This window comes from Pseudoalteromonas sp. 23_GOM-1509m (assembly GCF_000518425.1).
Classification (GTDB): domain Bacteria; phylum Pseudomonadota; class Gammaproteobacteria; order Enterobacterales; family Alteromonadaceae; genus Pseudoalteromonas; species Pseudoalteromonas tetraodonis.
The window spans coordinates 1-17,701 of record NZ_JADO01000008.1 but is presented as its reverse complement, the minus strand read 5'-3'; the positions used below and the strand labels follow the sequence as shown (position 1 = coordinate 17,701).

General features: G+C 38.6%; 13 protein-coding genes. 11 read left to right on the top strand and 2 right to left on the bottom strand.

Annotated elements, in window-relative coordinates; translation table 11 throughout:
* The first annotated feature begins 110 nt into the window (after positions 1–110).
* The 11 genes from N523_RS0100065 (at position 111) to rnk (ending at position 13,425) form a co-directional block, all read left to right on the top strand.
* Complete coding sequence (locus N523_RS0100065; protein ID WP_028835543.1) at positions 111–296, top strand: helix-turn-helix transcriptional regulator; 186 nt, start codon at positions 111–113, stop codon at positions 294–296.
* Complete coding sequence (locus N523_RS0100060) at positions 296–850, top strand: hypothetical protein (protein WP_028835542.1); 555 nt, start codon at positions 296–298, stop codon at positions 848–850. Before N523_RS0100065 ends, N523_RS0100060 begins: the two co-directional genes overlap by 1 nt.
* Positions 840–1,121 carry a hypothetical protein gene (locus tag N523_RS0100055; RefSeq protein ID WP_028835541.1) on the top strand — a complete coding sequence of 94 codons (282 nt, stop codon included), beginning with the start codon at positions 840–842 and terminating at the stop codon, positions 1,119–1,121. The genes N523_RS0100060 and N523_RS0100055 overlap by 11 nt, the downstream gene beginning before the upstream one ends.
* Positions 1,121–2,824 (top strand): type IV secretion system DNA-binding domain-containing protein, encoded by a 1,704-nt coding sequence (locus N523_RS0100050; RefSeq protein ID WP_028835540.1) that lies wholly within the window; start codon positions 1,121–1,123, stop codon positions 2,822–2,824. Before N523_RS0100055 ends, N523_RS0100050 begins: the two co-directional genes overlap by 1 nt.
* Entirely contained in the window at positions 2,818–5,310 is a 2,493-nt protein-coding gene (gene mobF, locus N523_RS0100045) for a MobF family relaxase (RefSeq protein ID WP_028835539.1), read from the top strand. Before N523_RS0100050 ends, mobF begins: the two co-directional genes overlap by 7 nt.
* 58 nt (positions 5,311–5,368) lie before the next feature.
* Positions 5,369–5,554: a methylation-associated defense system helix-turn-helix domain-containing protein MAD1 gene (gene mads1, locus N523_RS0100040; protein WP_028835538.1), complete on the top strand. Its 186-nt coding sequence runs from the start codon at positions 5,369–5,371 to the stop codon at positions 5,552–5,554.
* Positions 5,547–8,654 (top strand): type I restriction endonuclease subunit R, encoded by a 3,108-nt coding sequence (locus tag N523_RS0100035; RefSeq protein ID WP_028835537.1) that lies wholly within the window; start codon positions 5,547–5,549, stop codon positions 8,652–8,654. Before mads1 ends, N523_RS0100035 begins: the two co-directional genes overlap by 8 nt.
* Positions 8,647–9,918 (top strand): restriction endonuclease subunit S, encoded by a 1,272-nt coding sequence (locus N523_RS0100030; RefSeq protein ID WP_028835536.1) that lies wholly within the window; start codon positions 8,647–8,649, stop codon positions 9,916–9,918. The genes N523_RS0100035 and N523_RS0100030 overlap by 8 nt, the downstream gene beginning before the upstream one ends.
* Positions 9,915–11,099 (top strand): AAA family ATPase, encoded by a 1,185-nt coding sequence (locus tag N523_RS0100025; RefSeq protein ID WP_028835535.1) that lies wholly within the window; start codon positions 9,915–9,917, stop codon positions 11,097–11,099. The genes N523_RS0100030 and N523_RS0100025 overlap by 4 nt, the downstream gene beginning before the upstream one ends.
* Before the next feature lies 1 nt (position 11,100).
* The gene (locus N523_RS0100020) at positions 11,101–12,735 is read left to right on the top strand and encodes a type I restriction-modification system subunit M (RefSeq protein WP_028835534.1); all 1,635 of its coding nucleotides are present in this window, start codon (positions 11,101–11,103) and stop codon (positions 12,733–12,735) included.
* 276 nt (positions 12,736–13,011) lie between these two features.
* Positions 13,012–13,425: a nucleoside diphosphate kinase regulator gene (gene rnk, locus N523_RS0100015; RefSeq protein ID WP_028835533.1), complete on the top strand. Its 414-nt coding sequence runs from the start codon at positions 13,012–13,014 to the stop codon at positions 13,423–13,425.
* 80 nt (positions 13,426–13,505) lie between these two features.
* Here the strand turns inward: rnk and N523_RS0100010 are convergent, their stop codons facing one another.
* Both N523_RS0100010 and N523_RS0100005 read right to left on the bottom strand, forming a co-directional pair.
* Positions 13,506–15,473, bottom strand: a complete 1,968-nt coding sequence (locus N523_RS0100010) for a methyl-accepting chemotaxis protein (protein WP_028835532.1) — start codon at positions 15,471–15,473, stop codon at positions 13,506–13,508.
* 95 nt (positions 15,474–15,568) lie between these two features.
* Positions 15,569–17,071, bottom strand: a complete 1,503-nt coding sequence (locus N523_RS0100005; protein WP_028835531.1) for a bifunctional ADP-dependent NAD(P)H-hydrate dehydratase/NAD(P)H-hydrate epimerase — start codon at positions 17,069–17,071, stop codon at positions 15,569–15,571.
* Positions 17,072–17,701: the final 630 nt, after the last annotated feature.

The window sequence follows — 17,701 nt, the reverse complement described above, 5'->3', positions numbered from 1 at the left end:
ATATTCAAATGTCAAGTAAACTTTTCTCATTTTAAACAGAAAAACTGTTCCTGCGCAAGACTTTTCATTCAATTAGCATAGATTTCATCTACTAACAGAAGAGGTTATTTATGAAAGACAAAGAAGTTTTACGAATCGCAGACATTATGGAAATGCTATCCATCAGCAAGAGTACAGTTTTTCGCTGGAATCGGGACAAAATTCTGCCTAAGCCACTTTATATAGGTAATCGTGTTTTGGGCTGGAGAAAAAGCACCATTCTTGAGTGGTTAGAATCTTTAGAGGAGGCTGCTTAATGTATAACAACAACGCTAGATTTATTTACATTGCTAGTCAATGTTGGATGTTTGGAGGTAATTTTAAGTCTGATATAGAGTCTTTAGAATTAGCTTTTCATTTCGGTAAAGCTGTCACAAAAGTAGAGCAGCTGACGAATGAAGTATTCTCAGATCGTGAGTTAGTGTCATTTAGTATTGAGCTTGAAAGGCTTCTAAATGGTGAGCCTTCAAACTTATCTATTCTGAGTGATAGGCTTCACTGCCAGATTCTATTGCTTTTTCTAAGCTATTTAGAGGCTGTGGAGGGTCTCAGCTACCAAAGCTTCATAGACTATGTCTTAGTAGATTTTGACTTCTCTAATGGTCTCTCTGGTGCTCTAGAGAATGAATATACCCGTTGCATCTTCGATGATATCTACCAAGAGTTAATTCAAGCTATAAGCCAAGGAAAACCGCAATTTAAAAAGATATCGAGTCTGATATCAGACATGGCGGTTTATGAGCCTGAAGTTGCTGAAAGGTTTAGAGATATCTTTGATATCAGCTGTAAGGAGAGTTGCGATGACAAATAATAAGGGGTATTTCGTACGCACCAGTAAACCGCTTGAGTCAAAAATATTAGCTCTTGCAGACCAAATGGGCATGTCCATGCCCGAAACTTTTCGCTATCTAGCGGAACAAGCTCTTAATGCAAAATCATATGAGCAACTTTTACATGACACTGAAGTTAGAATTTTGCGGAAGACTTTCGAAATTTGTTCGGCAACGGTTGGACTCAGCTCCTCTGAAAAAGAAAAAGCAAAGCGAGCCTGCAATGACTCATTTATGCAAGAGGTATTGTGATGCCTCTTCATAGCCAGCCTCCAAGCTTAAAAAGGAATGACTGGATAGTCATTCCTTTTGGATTCTCATTGCTTTTCTGCATTAGTTACATTTTAACCTTGGCTGTCATTTGGCCTTGCTTTTCAAATCTAGGAAGTATTAGTGAGCACTTGAAGTATGCTTACAAGTTAGCTCAATTATCACTACTACCCCAATATGTGGACTTTCTCAGGTCTGAAAGTTTGCTATCTGAGTTCATTAGATGTTTAACGATCACATTGCTAATCGCATTAGTTGTGGCTGGTTATTTAACCAAGAAGTTTTTCTACAAAAAAGGAGGTAAAACGGCAGAAGTTCATGTCTCTGGCCCTACCCTGTTGCGAGAGGTTAGTGAAATCAAGAGAACGGCTAAAACTAAACTCGCTCATGAAAGCACTGATATTGGAATAAGACTACATCCTCTAGTGCAGATTTCGAGGCTGAGAGAAAAGCGAAACACTGGGGTATTTGGCACAACTGGGGCAGGGAAAACTACTTACTTTAAATACTCACTTGCTCAAATTGATGACAAAAAAGAACATATTTTCTTGTTTGATGAAAAGAAAGAATATACCGAGTTTTTATATGATGAACGAGCTGTACTCATAGCACCTTGGGATTCACGAAGCGTTCGATGGGATGTTGCGAAAGATCTAGATACTGAAAGTAAAATCCATAATTTTGCACACATGATTATTGCTGACAAAGATAAGCCATTTTGGCATCAATCAGCGGTAGAGTTATTTACAGGGTTGGTAACTAGTCTGAAAGATAAAAAGGGATATTGGACTTGGTCGGATTTTGTCGCGCTTACAACTTTGGATGAAGAAGAATTAAAAGCATTACTCGCTGTATATCGCCCTTCGTTGATCAGGTTTATCAAGGAGGGCAATGAAACTTCGGCTAACGTAATGATGAATCTGACAAGTAACATCGGCTGGATTGAACAGTTAGCAAAACTAGAAGATCCAAATTCTGAAGCTTTCTCGCTGACTGAATATGTTTCAGGTAATGGCTCCACTGCAAAAGTAATTGTTCAATCCGATAATCGTTATAGATCACTTGCAGCACCTTATTTCTCAGCACTTTTTTCTGTCTTCTGCACTGAATTTCTATCAACAGGAGGAATTAACTACAAGCCTACATGGTTAGTATTAGACGAGTTTGGAAACTTACCAAAAACAGAAGCTTTAAATGAGTGGCTTTCTACAAGTCGCGAGTATGAAGCTAGAACAATTATTGGAACGCAATCGGTTCATCAGATATACGATATTTACGGTAAAGATCAAACCAATTCACTGTTGAGCATGTGCGGTAATCTAGTTTGCTTAGCAATGAGCAGCACAGGAGAAGACGCAAACTTTTTTAGTAAGTCGCTAGGAGAACAGGTTATTGAGCGACCAAGCATAAATTCTAAAAACTCAGAGTCCCTAGTTACGTGGCAGAAAGAACGAAAAGCTGCTGTAGAGCCAAATGATCTAGTTAACTTGCCTGCGCCAAGTAAAAAAGGAGTTTCAGGCTTTCTGTACGTTAATGGCTATAACACGGTGTTCCGCTTGGTTTGGCCTTATCCAAAAATAAATAAAATTGCAGAAAGAACGGTAAGTAGCTCCAAAGTTGATCAGACAAAAAATGACGATAGGACTCCCAATCGGATAAAAAGGCGGAGGGAATCGAGTTGTTAACGATATTCAAAGCTGCTGACCCAAAATATTACGCAAAATATCTGGAAACCGGAAAAATTGGTGATTGGGCTGGCTCATTGAAGCCAACTCTAAATTTACCTGACGAAGTCACCGAGAAACACTACTGGAATCTTATCAGAGGATACAGTCCAGATGGCAAAACACGACTTTATCAAGATAACGGTAGAAATCACATGGGCGCACAAGATTTTACTTTCTCAGCTTGTAAAAGTGCCTCTCTCACGATGGTATTAAATAAAGACGAGCTAGTTGAAGCTCACGAAAAGGCGGTGGATGCCGCTATTTCATTCTTGGAAGAGAAAGCTGCCTTCACTCGAAGAGGGAAAAATGGATACCAGCTCGAAAAAGTGCATAGCCTCTTGGTTTCTAAACATACTCACTACGAGTCTCGTGCCGAGCAGCCGCAACTACATACTCATTGTTTAGTATATAACCTGTGCGAGCGTGATGACGGATCATGGGGAACATTGAACTACCAACATTTTTACAAATGGAAGATGGCGGCTGGCGCTATCTATCGTTGCCAATTCGCTCAAAACCTAAGGAAACTCGGATATGAGTTAACACAAGAAGGTGACTTTTTTGAGATTACCGGTATTTCAGATGAGCTTATAGAAGAGTACTCTGCAAGAGAAAGAGAGATATCGGAAAAACTCAATAAATTGAGACTCAAAAACTCTTCAAACAGGACAGGCGACAAGTTATCGATGCAAGGAAGGCAATCAAAATCGACTTTAACTACAGAGGAGTTATTTGAAAAATGGACAAAAGAAATTGGTAGTTTAGCTCCCCCCAAGCGAAGCTTGGATCAAGATTCTATATCTGCACAAATGTATGTTTTGCCAACAGAAGTGCTGAAAGAGCTGACAACTCAAAAAACTTATTTTCGGGAGCAAGATCTATATCAACGATTAGCTATTAAAGGCCAAGCGTCATTTCTGACCGCGCGTGACGTGAAAATGCTAGCGGATAGAACAAAAAATAGCGACAGAGTCATCAAGATTGGCTTTGATAAAAGTAACAATCAATGCTTCACAACACCTGAAGCTTTGCAGGCTGAGCAAACGATGATTCAGCAAGCCATTGATCTAAGCAACACAAAGTTCTTTATACCTATTAAGTTTGCAAGTAGTTTTGAAGTAGGACTTAATAAAGCTGAAGAGCGTTTGGGGTTTGAACTGGACGATGAACAAGTTGTAGCAACAAAATTGGCAACGAACACTCAACAATTAGTGCTTATTGCAGGTACGGCAGGCACAGGTAAAAGCACAAGTTTTTTAGCTACCAAATATATTTATGCCGAGCGAGGGCAATCTATTATTGGTGCTTCCGTGAGTAAAAAAGCTGCTGATGCGTTGGCTGAGAGTGCCGACATATCAACGTTTACCGTTGATAAGCTCATAACCCAATACAAAACAGGTTTTAATCGCTTACAACATCATGCTTCGCTCATCGTTGATGAGGCAAGTTTACTTACATTATTTCAATTAAACATGTTGTTTAAAATGGCTTCAGAGACTAAAACGAAGATTGTTTTAGCGGGCGACCCATTCCAACTACAAGCAATAGAACAAGCTGGAGCGTTTAATTACTTATTGAACAATGGTATAGCTCAAGCTGCTCAATTAGAGAATATTCGAAGACAATCGTCTGACTGGTCAAGGACAATCGTCAACCAATTCAAGGTTGGAACAGCGTTACCTGCATTTATAGAGTTACATGAAAAAGGTTTTGTGGCGTTTAATGAGGGCTACGTGAAAACATTGAGTAGCCTCGTTGATAAATATTTTTCTCTGGAAGAAGCTAATCCTGATATGACTCGTTTAGTACTGGCTAAGTCGTGGAGAGATGTAAAAGCTATTAGCCAGCTAATACGGGATGATCTTCAAAAAAGGAAGCTAGTAAAAGAGGATATTGTCGAGCTTGAATGCTCTGTATCTGATAAAACGTTCAAACAGAAATTTGCTGTTGGGGATAGAGTCAGGTTGTCTAAAAATGATTACCCTCTAGGGCTAAGTAATGGCATGCAGGGGGCTATCTTAGATATTAAGAAAAATAGAGATGATTGGGTCTTTAGAATTGAGCTGGATGATAAGCGTGAAGTTTTAATATCGACCAATGACTATAAATCTGAAGAAGGGAATTTCTCTGTTGTACAGGCGTATGCTAGCACTATTTACTCTGCTCAAGGGCTTACAGTTGACTCCAGTCTAATTCTAGCTAACTCATACTTTGATAGGGCAAATAGCTATGTTGCAGGAAGCAGGCACAAACAGGCTTGCCATTGGTTTTTCAACTCTGAAGAAACAGATCTCTCGCTGCTTAGTGAAGGAAAGGATATTACTGAGCGAACTAGACTAGAGGCTGTTGCTAGCTGGTGTGAACGAGATGAAGGCACAAAGCTAGCGAGTGAATTTCTACAACATGAAAAAGAGTTAACCAAGTCTCACCAAAAAAACCTATAATTCTTGTTTATTCCCCAATTTTCTCATAATCTATACGCAAGAAAATTGGGAACTCAAAATGTCTGACGAAATACTCACTCTTAAAGAACTTGCGGAATACCTCAAACTTACTGAGAAAACTGCTTATAGATTAGCTGCTGAGGGCAAACTCCCCGGCTTCAAGGTTGGCGGCAGTTGGCGCTTCAGGCGTAAAGATATTAACACATGGATACAAAAACAAACTAGGGACGATATTAATGGCTAAAGAACAACAAATCGAAGACGCCCTGATCACCAAGCTTCAAGACCTCAAGTATACCTACCGTCCAGACATCCGCGATAAGGCGGCACTTGAAGAAAACTTCCGTAAAAAATTTGAAGCACTAAATTATGTAAAACTAACAGACGCTGAGTTTGCGCGTCTGCGTGATGAAATAGTGACAGCCGATGTATTCACAGCCGCCCAAACACTGCGTGAGCAAGGCTATTTTCAGCGTGAAGATGGCACGCCATTGCATTACACCTTAGTTAATATCAAAGATTGGTGTAAAAACGAATTTGAAGTCATCAATCAATTACGCATAAACACTGACAATAGCCACCATCGATACGATGTTATTTTGCTTATTAACGGTGTTCCAGTCGTACAAATCGAGTTAAAAAATCATCAAATTGTTACACGTCGTGCTATGGAGCAGATTGTTAACTATAAAAGTGATATCGGTAATGGCTATAGCAATACACTCATGTGTTTCATGCAGTTATTTATTGTCAGTAATGAACACCGTACTTATTATTTTGCGAATAACAGAAATGAGCACTTTAGTTTTAATGCCGATGAGCGATTTTTACCAATCTATGAAATGGCTAAGGAAGACAACGAAAAAATTGGAGATTTACATAAATTTGCCAACGCCTTTTTAGCTAAATGTACATTGGGTCAAATGATCAGCCGCTATATGGTACTGGTGCAATCAGAACAAAAACTATTAATGATGCGTCCATATCAAATATATGCAGTGAAGGCTATTGTCGATTGTATCCATCAAAATCGAGGCAATGGTTATATATGGCATACAACGGGTTCAGGAAAAACGCTTACTTCCTTTAAAGCATCAACGCTTTTAAAAGATAATCCAGATATTGAAAAATGCTTATTCGTTGTTGATCGTAAAGATCTAGATCGTCAAACCAGAGAAGAATTTAACAAGTTTCAAGAAGGTTGTGTTGAAGAAAACACCAATACCGAAACCCTTGTAAGACGAATGCTTTCAGAAGATTATGCTGACAAAGTTATAGTCACCACTATACAAAAACTTGGCCTTGCTCTTGACGAAAACAGCGTTCGCAATAAAAGCAAAACCAAAGAAGGTAAGCAAACGTTTAAAGAACGCTTAGAACCCCTACGAGATAAGCGTATTGTCTTTATATTTGATGAATGCCACCGCTCTCAATTTGGTGATAACCACAAAGCTATTAAGAGCTTTTTCCCTGAAGCGCAATTATTTGGCTTTACAGGTACACCAATATTTACTGACAACTCAAATTATATCCAAGTGGATGGCAAGCAAGCATCGTATGTCACCACTGAGGCCATATTCGAAAAAGAACTACATGCTTATACAATCACTCATGCCATAGAAGATAAAAACGTATTGAGTTTTCATATCGATTATTTTGGTAAAAATAATACAAAGGCGAGCTTAGATAATGGAAACAGTACCAAAAAAACGAAGAAGCCTAAAAAAGTAATCCCCCCCCCAGAAGCGGTGGTGCAAGAGATTATAGCGAAACACGACTCTGCTACTAATGAACGCCGTTTTAACGCAGTATTAGCCACTGCTTCGATTAATAATGCTATTGAATATGTAGAGCAATTTAAGCTCTTACAAACGCAAAAGAAAGCTGAGGATGGTAATTATAAGCCGCTGAATATTGCTTGTGTATTCTCCCCTCCCGCACTACCGCCAAAAGAAAAAGATGGAGATACTGTAAATACGACTGACGATAAAGGAGCAGATGTAAAAACGGTAGAAAAAAACGTAAAAGACATAAAGCAATTACAAGACGATTTACCACAAGAAAAAGCCGACAACTTGGTTGAACCAGAAAAGAAAAAGGCAGCATTAAAAGCTATATTGGCCGACTACAATACTCAATATGGTACTAATCATACCATTAACGAGTTCGACCTATATTACCAAGATGTACAGCAACGTATTAAAGACCAAAAATATAGTAACGCCGATTATCCACATAAAAATAAAATCGATATTGTCATAGTGGTCGATATGCTGCTTACAGGATTTGATTCAAAATATCTTAATACCCTTTATGTGGATAAAAATCTTAAATATCATGGATTAATTCAAGCATTTTCTCGTACTAACCGTGTATTAAACGATAGCAAGCCATGGGGCAATATTCTCGATTTTCGCGGCCAAGAAGACGAAGTTGATAAAGCCATAGCTCGTTTCTCTGGTCACAACCCTGAAAATGAAGACAAAGAGATTTGGTTAGTCGACCCAGCGCCTGTCGTAGTTGAAAAGTACAAAACAGCGGTTGAAAAGTTAAATACCTTTATGGCAGGCAAAGGCTTAGAATGCACGCCATCTGATGTAGTCAACTTAAAAGGCGATGCGGCCAAAGTTGACTTCATCAACCACTTTAAAGAGTTACAAAAGCTCAAGACCCAAATTGATCAATATACAGAGCTTAATAATGAGCAACATCAAGCAGTTGAAAAAGCATTACCTGTAGACGCTTTACGTGGTTTTAAAGGGCAATACTTAGAAATCGCCCAAGAGCTTAAACGTAAACAAGATCAAAATAGTGAAGAGACAACAGATGAAGTTCAACAGTTAGATTTTGAGTTTGTACTCTTCGCTTCAGCAGTAATTGATTATGATTATATTGTTGGATTAATAGCTAACTCAACTCAGAGTTCAAGTAGACAAAAAATGACCCGTAAAGAGCTAATCGATATGATCAACGCCAACGCAAATTTGATGGAAGAGCGTGACGATATTATTGACTATATCAATAGCCTAAGTACTGACGTAGCGCTGAGTGAAAAGCAAATTCGAGAAGGTTATCAACTATTTAAAGCAAATAAATTCACCAAAGAATTAAATGACATAGCAGTTAAACACTCACTTGATCACGAAAACCTTCAAACCTTTGTCGATAACATAATGCACCGTATGATTTTTGATGGCGAACAATTAACTGACTTTCTAGAGCCACTTGAGTTAAGTTGGCGCGAGCGTGGGTCAGTAGAGCGAGCATTAATGGAAGATCTCATTCCACACTTACATAAATTAGCCCAAGGGCGTGAAATTTCAGGGCTAGCAGCATATGAGTAAGCAAGAAAAAAGATACTTAGCACCAGAGTTGAGGTTTCCTGAATTTAATAAGTCTTTACCATGGGAACCATTAACATTATCCGAACTAAGTAATCGTATAGTTACTAAAGTAGGTGAAAAAAAACTGATCACTGTAAGTATTACAGCTGGTAAAGGCTTTGTTTCGCAGACTTCAAAATTTAGTAGGGATATTTCTGGTAAACAATATAAAAATTACATCCATCTAAAAAGAGGAGATTTTTCATACAACAAAGGAAATTCAAAAAAATTTGCTCAAGGGTGTGTATACAAACTAAAGGAGTTTGATGAAGTAGCAGCTCCAAATGCTTTTCTAAGTTTTACGTTCAAGGAAGACTATATCCCAGATTTCTATCAGGGATATTTTGACAGTAATGCTCATGGGAAACAATTACGCCGTTTTATTACAAGTGGAGCAAGAAGCGATGGACTATTAAATATTAAACCAAATGATTTTTTTAGCATCGTACTACCAACACCAAATGAATTACTTGAACAACGAAAAGTTGCTGATTGCTTATCATCCTTAGAGCAGTTAATCATTGCGCAAAGCCAAAAATACGAAGTCTTAAAAACATATAAAAAAGCTCTTATGCAACAACTTTTCCCCGTAGAAGGAGAAAAGGTGCCAGAATTAAGGTTTCCTGAATTTAACGAAGACGAAGCTTGGAAGGAAACGTCATTGAATGAATTAGGTGAGCTTGTTTCTGGTCTAACGTACAAGCCTACTGATGTTAAAGATGAAGGGTTACTAGTTCTTAGATCATCAAATGTTCAGGATAATGAAATCAAACTTGATGACAATGTCTATGTCGACCCAAGTGTAAATGGTATCAACCTTTCAAAACCAAATGATATTCTGATCTGTGTCCGCAACGGTTCTAAAAAGCTAATTGGGAAGAATGCATTAATTCCAGATGGATTACCAATCTGCACTCATGGCGCATTTATGACCGTTTTTAGAGCACCCTCCGCAAAGTTCCTCTTTCAACTTTTTCAGACCTATGCTTATAAAAAACAGGTGAATTCTGATTTAGGGGCAACTATAAATTCTATTAATGGCAAGCGATTCATTAAATATAAATTTTATATCCCGAATCCTAATGAACAACAAAAAATTGCAAATTTTCTTTCATCGCTAGATAAACTTATTTCTTTGCAAAATAAAAAGGTAGAAACACTCAAATTACACAAAAAGGGTTTGATACAAAGTATTTTACCCAAAATGGATGAAATAAATGTATGAGTGAATTAATTTTCCCTTCACTAGACTCTGTATCCGCTCGGTTACGCGATGTGTTGGACAATGGAGTTCAACGTGGTAATAAAACACTTAGCATTAATCAAGTTCTACTATTTGCTTACAATGGCACTGGTAAAACGCGTCTATCAATGGCGTTTAAAGATATAGGTAAACAAGATGACAACCGCGATACTCTTTATTTTAATGCCTTTACTGAAGATCTATTCCGATGGGACAACGATTTAGAAAATGACGAACAACGAGTATTAAAGCTCAATCAAGACTCCCGGTTTTTTAACGGCTTGCAAGAGTTAGAAATGGAAAATCGTATACGTCCACTTTTACGTCGCTATGCAGATTTTGATTTTATTATAGATTATGATAATTCCGTTGTGAGTTTCACTCGGGAAATAATGGGTGTAGCAGGTGCTGAAACTGTTGAACAAATCAAAGTTTCTCGTGGGGAAGAGAATATTTTTATTTGGTGTTTCTTTTTGGCTGTAGCTCAACTAGCAGTAGATCAACAGGAAGCCTATGATTGGGTTAAATATTTGTATATAGATGATCCTATTTCATCATTGGATGACAACAACGCAATAGCTGTAGCTAGCCATTTAGCTCAATTACTTAAAAATGCGAATGGTACAATCAAAACGGTAATTTCATCACATCACACTTTATTTTTCAATGTGATGTGGAATGAGCTTAACGAAAAGAAAAAACTCCAACCTTATTTTTTAAGCTATGACAAAGCTATTCAGACTTATAAATTACGTTATACAAATTCAACCCCTTTTTTTCATCATGTAGCTTTATTAGAGCAATTATACCAAGCATCTGAATCCGGTGGTTTATTTACATATCACTTCACTATTCTGCGTAGCATTCTTGAAAAAACCGCAACTTTTCATGGTTTTAAAAGTTTTTCTGCGTGTATAAAACAAGGGCAAGATGATCCTGATGGTATTTTGCATGCACGAATAATCAATATTTTGAGCCATGGTAATTACTCCCTATTTGAACCCATGGAAATGACTGATGAAAACAAGGGTCACTTTAGACGTATTTTAAGTGACTTTTTAAATAACTACCGATTTAACCCAGAACTTTTTCCAGAAGCTGAGGCACAAGAACAGCCAACAGCACAATTAGAGCAGATAGAACAGCTAGCAGAGACCAACTAACATGACGCAAGAACAACTTAACAAATTAGGCACGACCCTTTGGGATATCGCCAATAGCTTACGCGGGGCAATGAATGCTGATGATTTTCGTGACTATATGTTGTCATTTCTATTTCTACGTTATCTGTCGGATAACTATGAAACAGCAGCAAAAAAGGAATTAGGCAGAGATTATCCCAATCTTGACGAGGACGATAAAAGAGCACCACTTTCTGTTTTTTACCAAGAATTATCTGATCAAGATAAAGCCTTTTTTGAGAAACAAATGCGCCGTAAGTTGCATTATGTCATTGAGCCAAATCATTTATGGACAAGTATCGCTGAAATGGCACGTAAGCAAGATGATGAATTGCTGCGAACCTTAGAGGTAGGTTTTAAATACATTGAAAATCACAGCTTTGATAGTAGTTTTCAAGGCCTATTCTCGGAAATAAATCTTAACTCAGAAAAGTTAGGCAAAAAGCCAGCAGATCGTAACGCTAAGTTATGCATTATCATTCAAAAAATATCTGAGGGTATTGCCCAGTTTTCAACAAATACAGATATTTTAGGTGATGCTTATGAGTATCTAATAGGTGAGTTTGCAGCTGGCTCCGGTAAAAAAGCAGGGGAGTTTTACACTCCTCAACCGATTTCCGATATTTTGTCGCGTATAGTGGTTTTAGATAGTCAAGAGCCTGCAACGGGACTTAAGAAAAAATTAGATAAAGTAATGGATTTTGCATGTGGTTCAGGCTCATTATTATTGAACGTTCGTAAACGTCTTGGCACCGATGGCATTGGTAAAATATACGGACAAGAGAAGAACATAACAACTTATAATCTCGCCAGAATGAACATGCTGCTACACGGGGTTAAAGATACTGAGTTCGATATTCACCACGGTGATACCCTTCTCAATGACTGGGATATGCTCAATGAAATGAACCCTGCTAAAAAGTTAAAATGTGACGCGATAGTCGCAAATCCACCCTTCAGCTATCGTTGGGAACCAACTGAAGCGCAAGGAGAAGATTTCCGTTTTAAAAGCCACGGGCTAGCACCTAAATCTGCTGCCGATTTTGCCTTTTTACTTCACGGTTTCCACTTCTTAAGTGATGAAGGAACGATGGCAATTATACTGCCTCATGGTGTACTGTTTAGAGGAGGCTCCGAAGCTCGTATCCGTACTAAATTACTGAAAGATGGGCATATTGATACGATAATCGGTCTACCTTCAAACTTGTTCTTTTCAACAGGTATTCCTGTTTGTATTTTAGTTTTGAAGAAATGCAAAAAATACGATGATGTACTTTTTATAAATGCTAGTGAGCATTTTGGTAGCGGCAAGCGCCAAAATCAATTGCGTGATGAAGATATTGACAAGATCGTTGATACCTATCAATTTCGTAAAGAAGAGGAGCGCTATGCACGTCGAGTTAGCTTAGAGGAAATTGAAAAGAACGAATTTAACCTGAATATCTCGCGTTATGTTAGTACCGCAGTTGCCGAGGCTAAAGTCGATTTAAAAGAAGTGCATGAGCAACTGACAAGTATTGAAAAAGATATTTCTAAGGCCTTAGATGAGCATAATTCGTACTTAAAGGAACTGGGACTAGATCTGTTGCCTACTAATTTATTAAAAAATAAGTCATAACTCATGCTCGGGGGTACAAAACAGGGTACCCCATACTTAAATTACCTAAACTAGCATTAATATCAATAACTTATATTTGGCATGGGCGGCATGATGTAATCATCCCCTAAACACTTAGCTCAAATAAAAACCCAGCTTCGGCTGGGTTTTTAGCAATAGAGATAAAATATACTCACTAAGGCAACAATAAAATTATCTCAGTGTATTCCAATGCAACTGAGTTCCTGCAAGCTATACCCAGAGTAAATTTTATTTAACATGATTAAGGATATTAAGTTGAATACTAAACCTGAAATAATCATCTCATCACTGGATGCAGATCGATTGTATGCGCTAATGGAATCATTACCTGCGAACAGTTTTGCGGGTGAAAAAGAACTTGAAGCAGAACTTGGTAGAGCTAACATAGTGGAGCCACACGAAGTTCCCTCAAACGTGGTAACTATGAATTCAACAGTGAACTTTGTTGTTGAGTCTACAGGTGAGGAGTTTACTTTAACGCTTGTTTACCCGAAGAATATTGACTCAAGTGGCAACAAAATATCAATCTTAGCCCCTGTTGGTAGTGCATTGCTTGGCCTTTCACAAGGAGATCAAATTGAATGGCCAAAGCCAGGCGGAGGGTTAATAACAGTAACTATTAAAGAGGTAACTTATCAACCAGAAAGAGCTGGCGAGCTTCATAGATAGACTTTTAAATCCTCACAATTTTAAATTAATAAACAAATTTATATAAAAAATCCAAGCAAGGCTTGGATTTTTTTATTGAGTTACTGCTGACTAATGTCGTATAGCCTTTGTGCTTGACTATTAGAGGCTTTACTTACTTCTCTAAAGTCTTCGGCATCGGCGGCATTTTGCCCTGATATTTCTCGGATCCGTTCCGCTAGTTTTTTAACATTGACGGTTACTTGAGCCTGTTCTTCAGTGGCTACGGCAATACTTGCTGAGCGCCCTTTAATGTCGTTAAATGCATCGACTATATTTTCATATTGCGTGCGTGTTGTATTTGAACGATCATTGACCACTTCTGAGAACTCTCGGCATTCTTGAATAACACTGACTCCTTTTGCAGCCGCTTGTTGTAACTGACTGATCATGGTTTCAATTTCACCAGCTGATTGTTGCGTTCTTTGTGCCAGTGTTCTAACTTCATCAGCAACGACCGCAAACCCCCTTCCAGAATCACCAGCACGAGCAGCCTCAATAGCAGCATTAAGCGCAAGTAAATTAGTTTGCTCAGAAATATTCATAATCACATCTAATACCGAACCAACCTGCTGTGAATCTTCAGAGATTTGTGATATTGCATTGGACGACTCAGTTAGTTTATTGAACAACAGCTGGATAGATTCTGCGTTTTGTTCAATAACATTAAATCCAGAGTTTACAAGATCTGATGACTTAGCGGTGATATCTGCAACGCCACCAATATCTTCTGATGCCGATGAAGCCGCTATCGACATTTCATTGATAGCCGTGGCTAACAGTTCATTTTCTTGCATTAGTTCATGTGCGCGTTGCTGACTATTACTACTCAAGTTATCAATAGATTCAGCATTGTTTTTTACTGAGGCCGCCTCTTCTTTAATCAGCCCAAGAATTTTAATAAGATGATCACCGTAATCATTAATAGCTTCGCAAAGATGACTCATTTCATCATCCCCTGATATTGGTAATTTAGAATCTGTTTGCCCTTGCATTAATGACCTAACTTGCGCCGAAGTCTGCTCTATTTGCTTAACTAATCGCTTACCAAAGACTAATAATGCCGATATAAATATAACAATGAGTACAATGAATGAACCATACAAATAATATGTCAGCGTATTAGCTGCTTTTTTTGCAATCGCTGTTGGAATTATCACGCCAGAGCGCCACTTTTGCTCCGGCAGTGAGAATGTCACTAGAATTGAGCTATCCCCCTTTATGACACCTGAACTAAACTCAGCTACGAGTCTATCTTCATTTTTCAAGGCGTTAACTAAAGGCTGTAAAGAGCTATCTTTACTTACAGCTTGTGAAAAATTTAGCATGGCTAAATTCGTATCTCTAAATGCAGGAATAGAAACAAACTGCTGCGCACTATCAATAATAAAACTGTAGGTACCGGTTGCTTGGTTTTCAGCAAGGAGTGACTTTTCAATATGAGAAAGCTCTATATCTAAAGTAGCGACTCCCCAAAACTGATTATTACGCTCAATTTTAACGGAACAAGTTACCATAGGCACATTCGAAACTGCATCAACATAAGCCTCAGACCAAACACATGCGCCTGGTTGAGCGTTAGCAGCACTTGTATACCAGCTTTCTTGTTGATATGGACTGCTATCAGCTTGGTTGTAGTCATCTAATAAAGTGTATTGACCATTATCGCCCTTAGCCCAAAACAAAGATGCCCTTTGTGCTGATGCATCTAACATATTTGGCTCTGGCCATATTCCACCACCGGCAATACCTGTACCACTAGCAATTAACGGTGCCAAATTTTTAATAAATTGATCTTTATCAAGGGGAAGTGTTTGAGCAACAACAGATAAGCTTTTAGTTAATGCTGCACTTTTTCCTAAATCCTTAGCAAATGATTCTCCGATTACTTTAGCCTGTAACTTAGCTGCAGAAATAGCTTCATTTTTTATAATTGGCGTTATTACCCATTGCATAATTACGGTTAAAACGAGCAAAGAGAAAACGATAAGTAATAAGCTTCCCGCATACATTTTTTTCTGTATTAACATTTTTAACCTCAGTTACAACCAAACAGCGTTAACTAAGTATAAGAAGGTTAATGGATTTATCAAAAAAGAACAAAATTAATATGAATGCTTTTATCTTATGGTTTTATATTATTAATTAACCGCCTTATTATACAAAACAGATCGCTAGGTAGCATACCTCGCTCTCCATTTTTTTGCCCAGCAATATCACCCGCTTTAGCATGCAGTGTAACACCATAGCAAGTCGCCTCAGCACAATCTAACCCTTGAGCAAGTAATGCCCCTACAATACCAGTAAGAACATCACCGCTACCGCCAACAGCAAGCGCAGGGCTTCCTTCTTCACAAACCCAAGTATGCTTACCATCGGCTATTAAAGTTCCTGCGCCTTTTAAAATACAAACTGCTGAGTAACGTTTAGCACATTGTTGAACATAGCTGAACCGATCAGACTCTATCTCCCCAGTCGACATCTTTAATAATCGAGAGGCTTCGCCCGGATGCGGGGTAAGTACACACCGCATGGGCATTTTCGGTGAAGCTTGTTTAGCGAGTAAATTAAGTGCATCAGCATCAATAACTAAAGGCATATTATTACGTGTACAATACTCAATGACTTGATTAAAGGTATTTTGCGCCCATTCGTCTTGTCCAAGGCCTGGGCCAATAACAGCACAGCTTGCCCACTCCAATGCGTGTTGCAAGTTATTACTACTTACCATAAGCTCTGGTCGGCCAAAACTGACTGGCATAATTAAGCTTTCATGGGTATACACTCTGACCATTCCAGCACCAGCTCTAAGCGCTGCCTCGCTTGTTAATCTGATAGCACCTGCCGTTCCTTGATTCCCACCAATACACAGTAATTTTCCATAACTACCTTTATGACTATTCAGAGCACGTGGGCCTAAGCCTTTAAATCTATTGATATTAATAAGCTTACCCGAAGGGCTTGCTAATTCTACGAATGACTCGCCAATAGCCAAGTCATCAAAGATAAGTTCACCAACATACTGTTTACCCGCAGCCGTTGTTAACCCTTGTTTTACCCCTACAAAAGTAATTGTTTTAGTGGCTTTAATTGCAATACCTAAAGGTTGGCCTGTATCAGCATTTATACCTGATGGCACATCAATACTGAGTATTGGTTTAGTGCTTTCATTCGCCGCTTTAATTAAAGTGGCAACATTATCGCGTACCGTATTTTCAAGACCAGTGCCCAGTAATGCATCAATGATTACATCACACTCATCGAGTGCATCAGCGCTAAAGTTACAAATTTCACCACCGGCATCAATCCAGCGCTTTTGTGCTTTTGCAGCATCGCCGGTTAATTCTTTATTTTCATCTACGGCACACACCACTACATGTCTATCGGCTTGCTTAATAAGGCTAGCCGCAATATAGCCATCTCCTGCGTTATTGCCACTCCCTACTAGTACTAGAGTCTGCTGTGCATTGAATGACTTCCAATTTAAAAAGGCGGCATGCCCCGCTCGTTCCATTAGGCTAAACAGATCACAACCACTGGCTTTTGCAGCATTACCCTCATGCTCTCTTATTTGCTGTGCTAAATATACGAATTGTTTAACGCTGGAAGATGAAGGTAATAACGACATGATAGGCTCTATTAAAATAAGTGTTGATTAAGTAGACTTTGGGCTCATTGGTTTTTTTTCAAGTAAGATCAGAAATGTATCATGCAAAAATAAGGGTGCAATCCCCTTATTTGAGTATTTATTACCAATTTATACCAATTCGCTTAATTAAGCGGTCTATTTTGAGGCAGGAAAAACGGGGTGATAGCTAGGCAAAAAATTCGCTATTTAGTTGTTCTAAATGAGAATTTTTTAACACAGGTAGCGGCACGTTTAGCCCCGCAAAATGATTGAGTATTATTGCGGATTGGTATTATATGGATTTGCTACCTGATGCTGATACGTTATTCTTAGCGACAACGCAGTAGAATGTCGCGGTACCTACAGCGGTAGAGTATGTATTAGGCTCTGAGGTGGTCGTCGCGTTCTTTTACCCATAGATTTCGAGATACTCAACCCATGATAAGGTGGTCAAGTTAACGCTGTGCAGCTGATAGCTGACGGCTTATAACTAATATTTTCACTTTCCTGCAGACGTAAAAAAGCCCGACTATTGCTAGTCGGGCTTTCTCTTATTTGGAGCCTGGTAGTGTCGTGGTGCCCACAGCGGTAGAGAGCCACATAGCAAATGTATAGAGTCGGCATTAGGCG

What these genes read in the sequence shown, in the direction of transcription:
- N523_RS0100025 (WP_028835535.1), top strand. Translation starts at nt 9,915, where the DNA reads ATGAGTGAATTAATTTTCCCTTCACTAGACTCTGTATCCGCTCGGTTA.
- N523_RS0100065 (WP_028835543.1), top strand. Translation starts at nt 111, where the DNA reads ATGAAAGACAAAGAAGTTTTACGAATCGCAGACATTATGGAAATGCTA.
- N523_RS0100005 (WP_028835531.1), bottom strand. Translation starts at nt 17,071, where the DNA reads ATGTCGTTATTACCTTCATCTTCCAGCGTTAAACAATTCGTATATTTA.
- N523_RS0100030 (WP_028835536.1), top strand. Translation starts at nt 8,647, where the DNA reads ATGAGTAAGCAAGAAAAAAGATACTTAGCACCAGAGTTGAGGTTTCCT.
- N523_RS0100010 (WP_028835532.1), bottom strand. Translation starts at nt 15,473, where the DNA reads ATGTTAATACAGAAAAAAATGTATGCGGGAAGCTTATTACTTATCGTT.
- N523_RS0100060 (WP_028835542.1), top strand. Translation starts at nt 296, where the DNA reads ATGTATAACAACAACGCTAGATTTATTTACATTGCTAGTCAATGTTGG.
- N523_RS0100035 (WP_028835537.1), top strand. Translation starts at nt 5,547, where the DNA reads ATGGCTAAAGAACAACAAATCGAAGACGCCCTGATCACCAAGCTTCAA.
- N523_RS0100020 (WP_028835534.1), top strand. Translation starts at nt 11,101, where the DNA reads ATGACGCAAGAACAACTTAACAAATTAGGCACGACCCTTTGGGATATC.
- mads1 (WP_028835538.1), top strand. Translation starts at nt 5,369, where the DNA reads ATGTCTGACGAAATACTCACTCTTAAAGAACTTGCGGAATACCTCAAA.
- N523_RS0100055 (WP_028835541.1), top strand. Translation starts at nt 840, where the DNA reads ATGACAAATAATAAGGGGTATTTCGTACGCACCAGTAAACCGCTTGAG.
- N523_RS0100050 (WP_028835540.1), top strand. Translation starts at nt 1,121, where the DNA reads ATGCCTCTTCATAGCCAGCCTCCAAGCTTAAAAAGGAATGACTGGATA.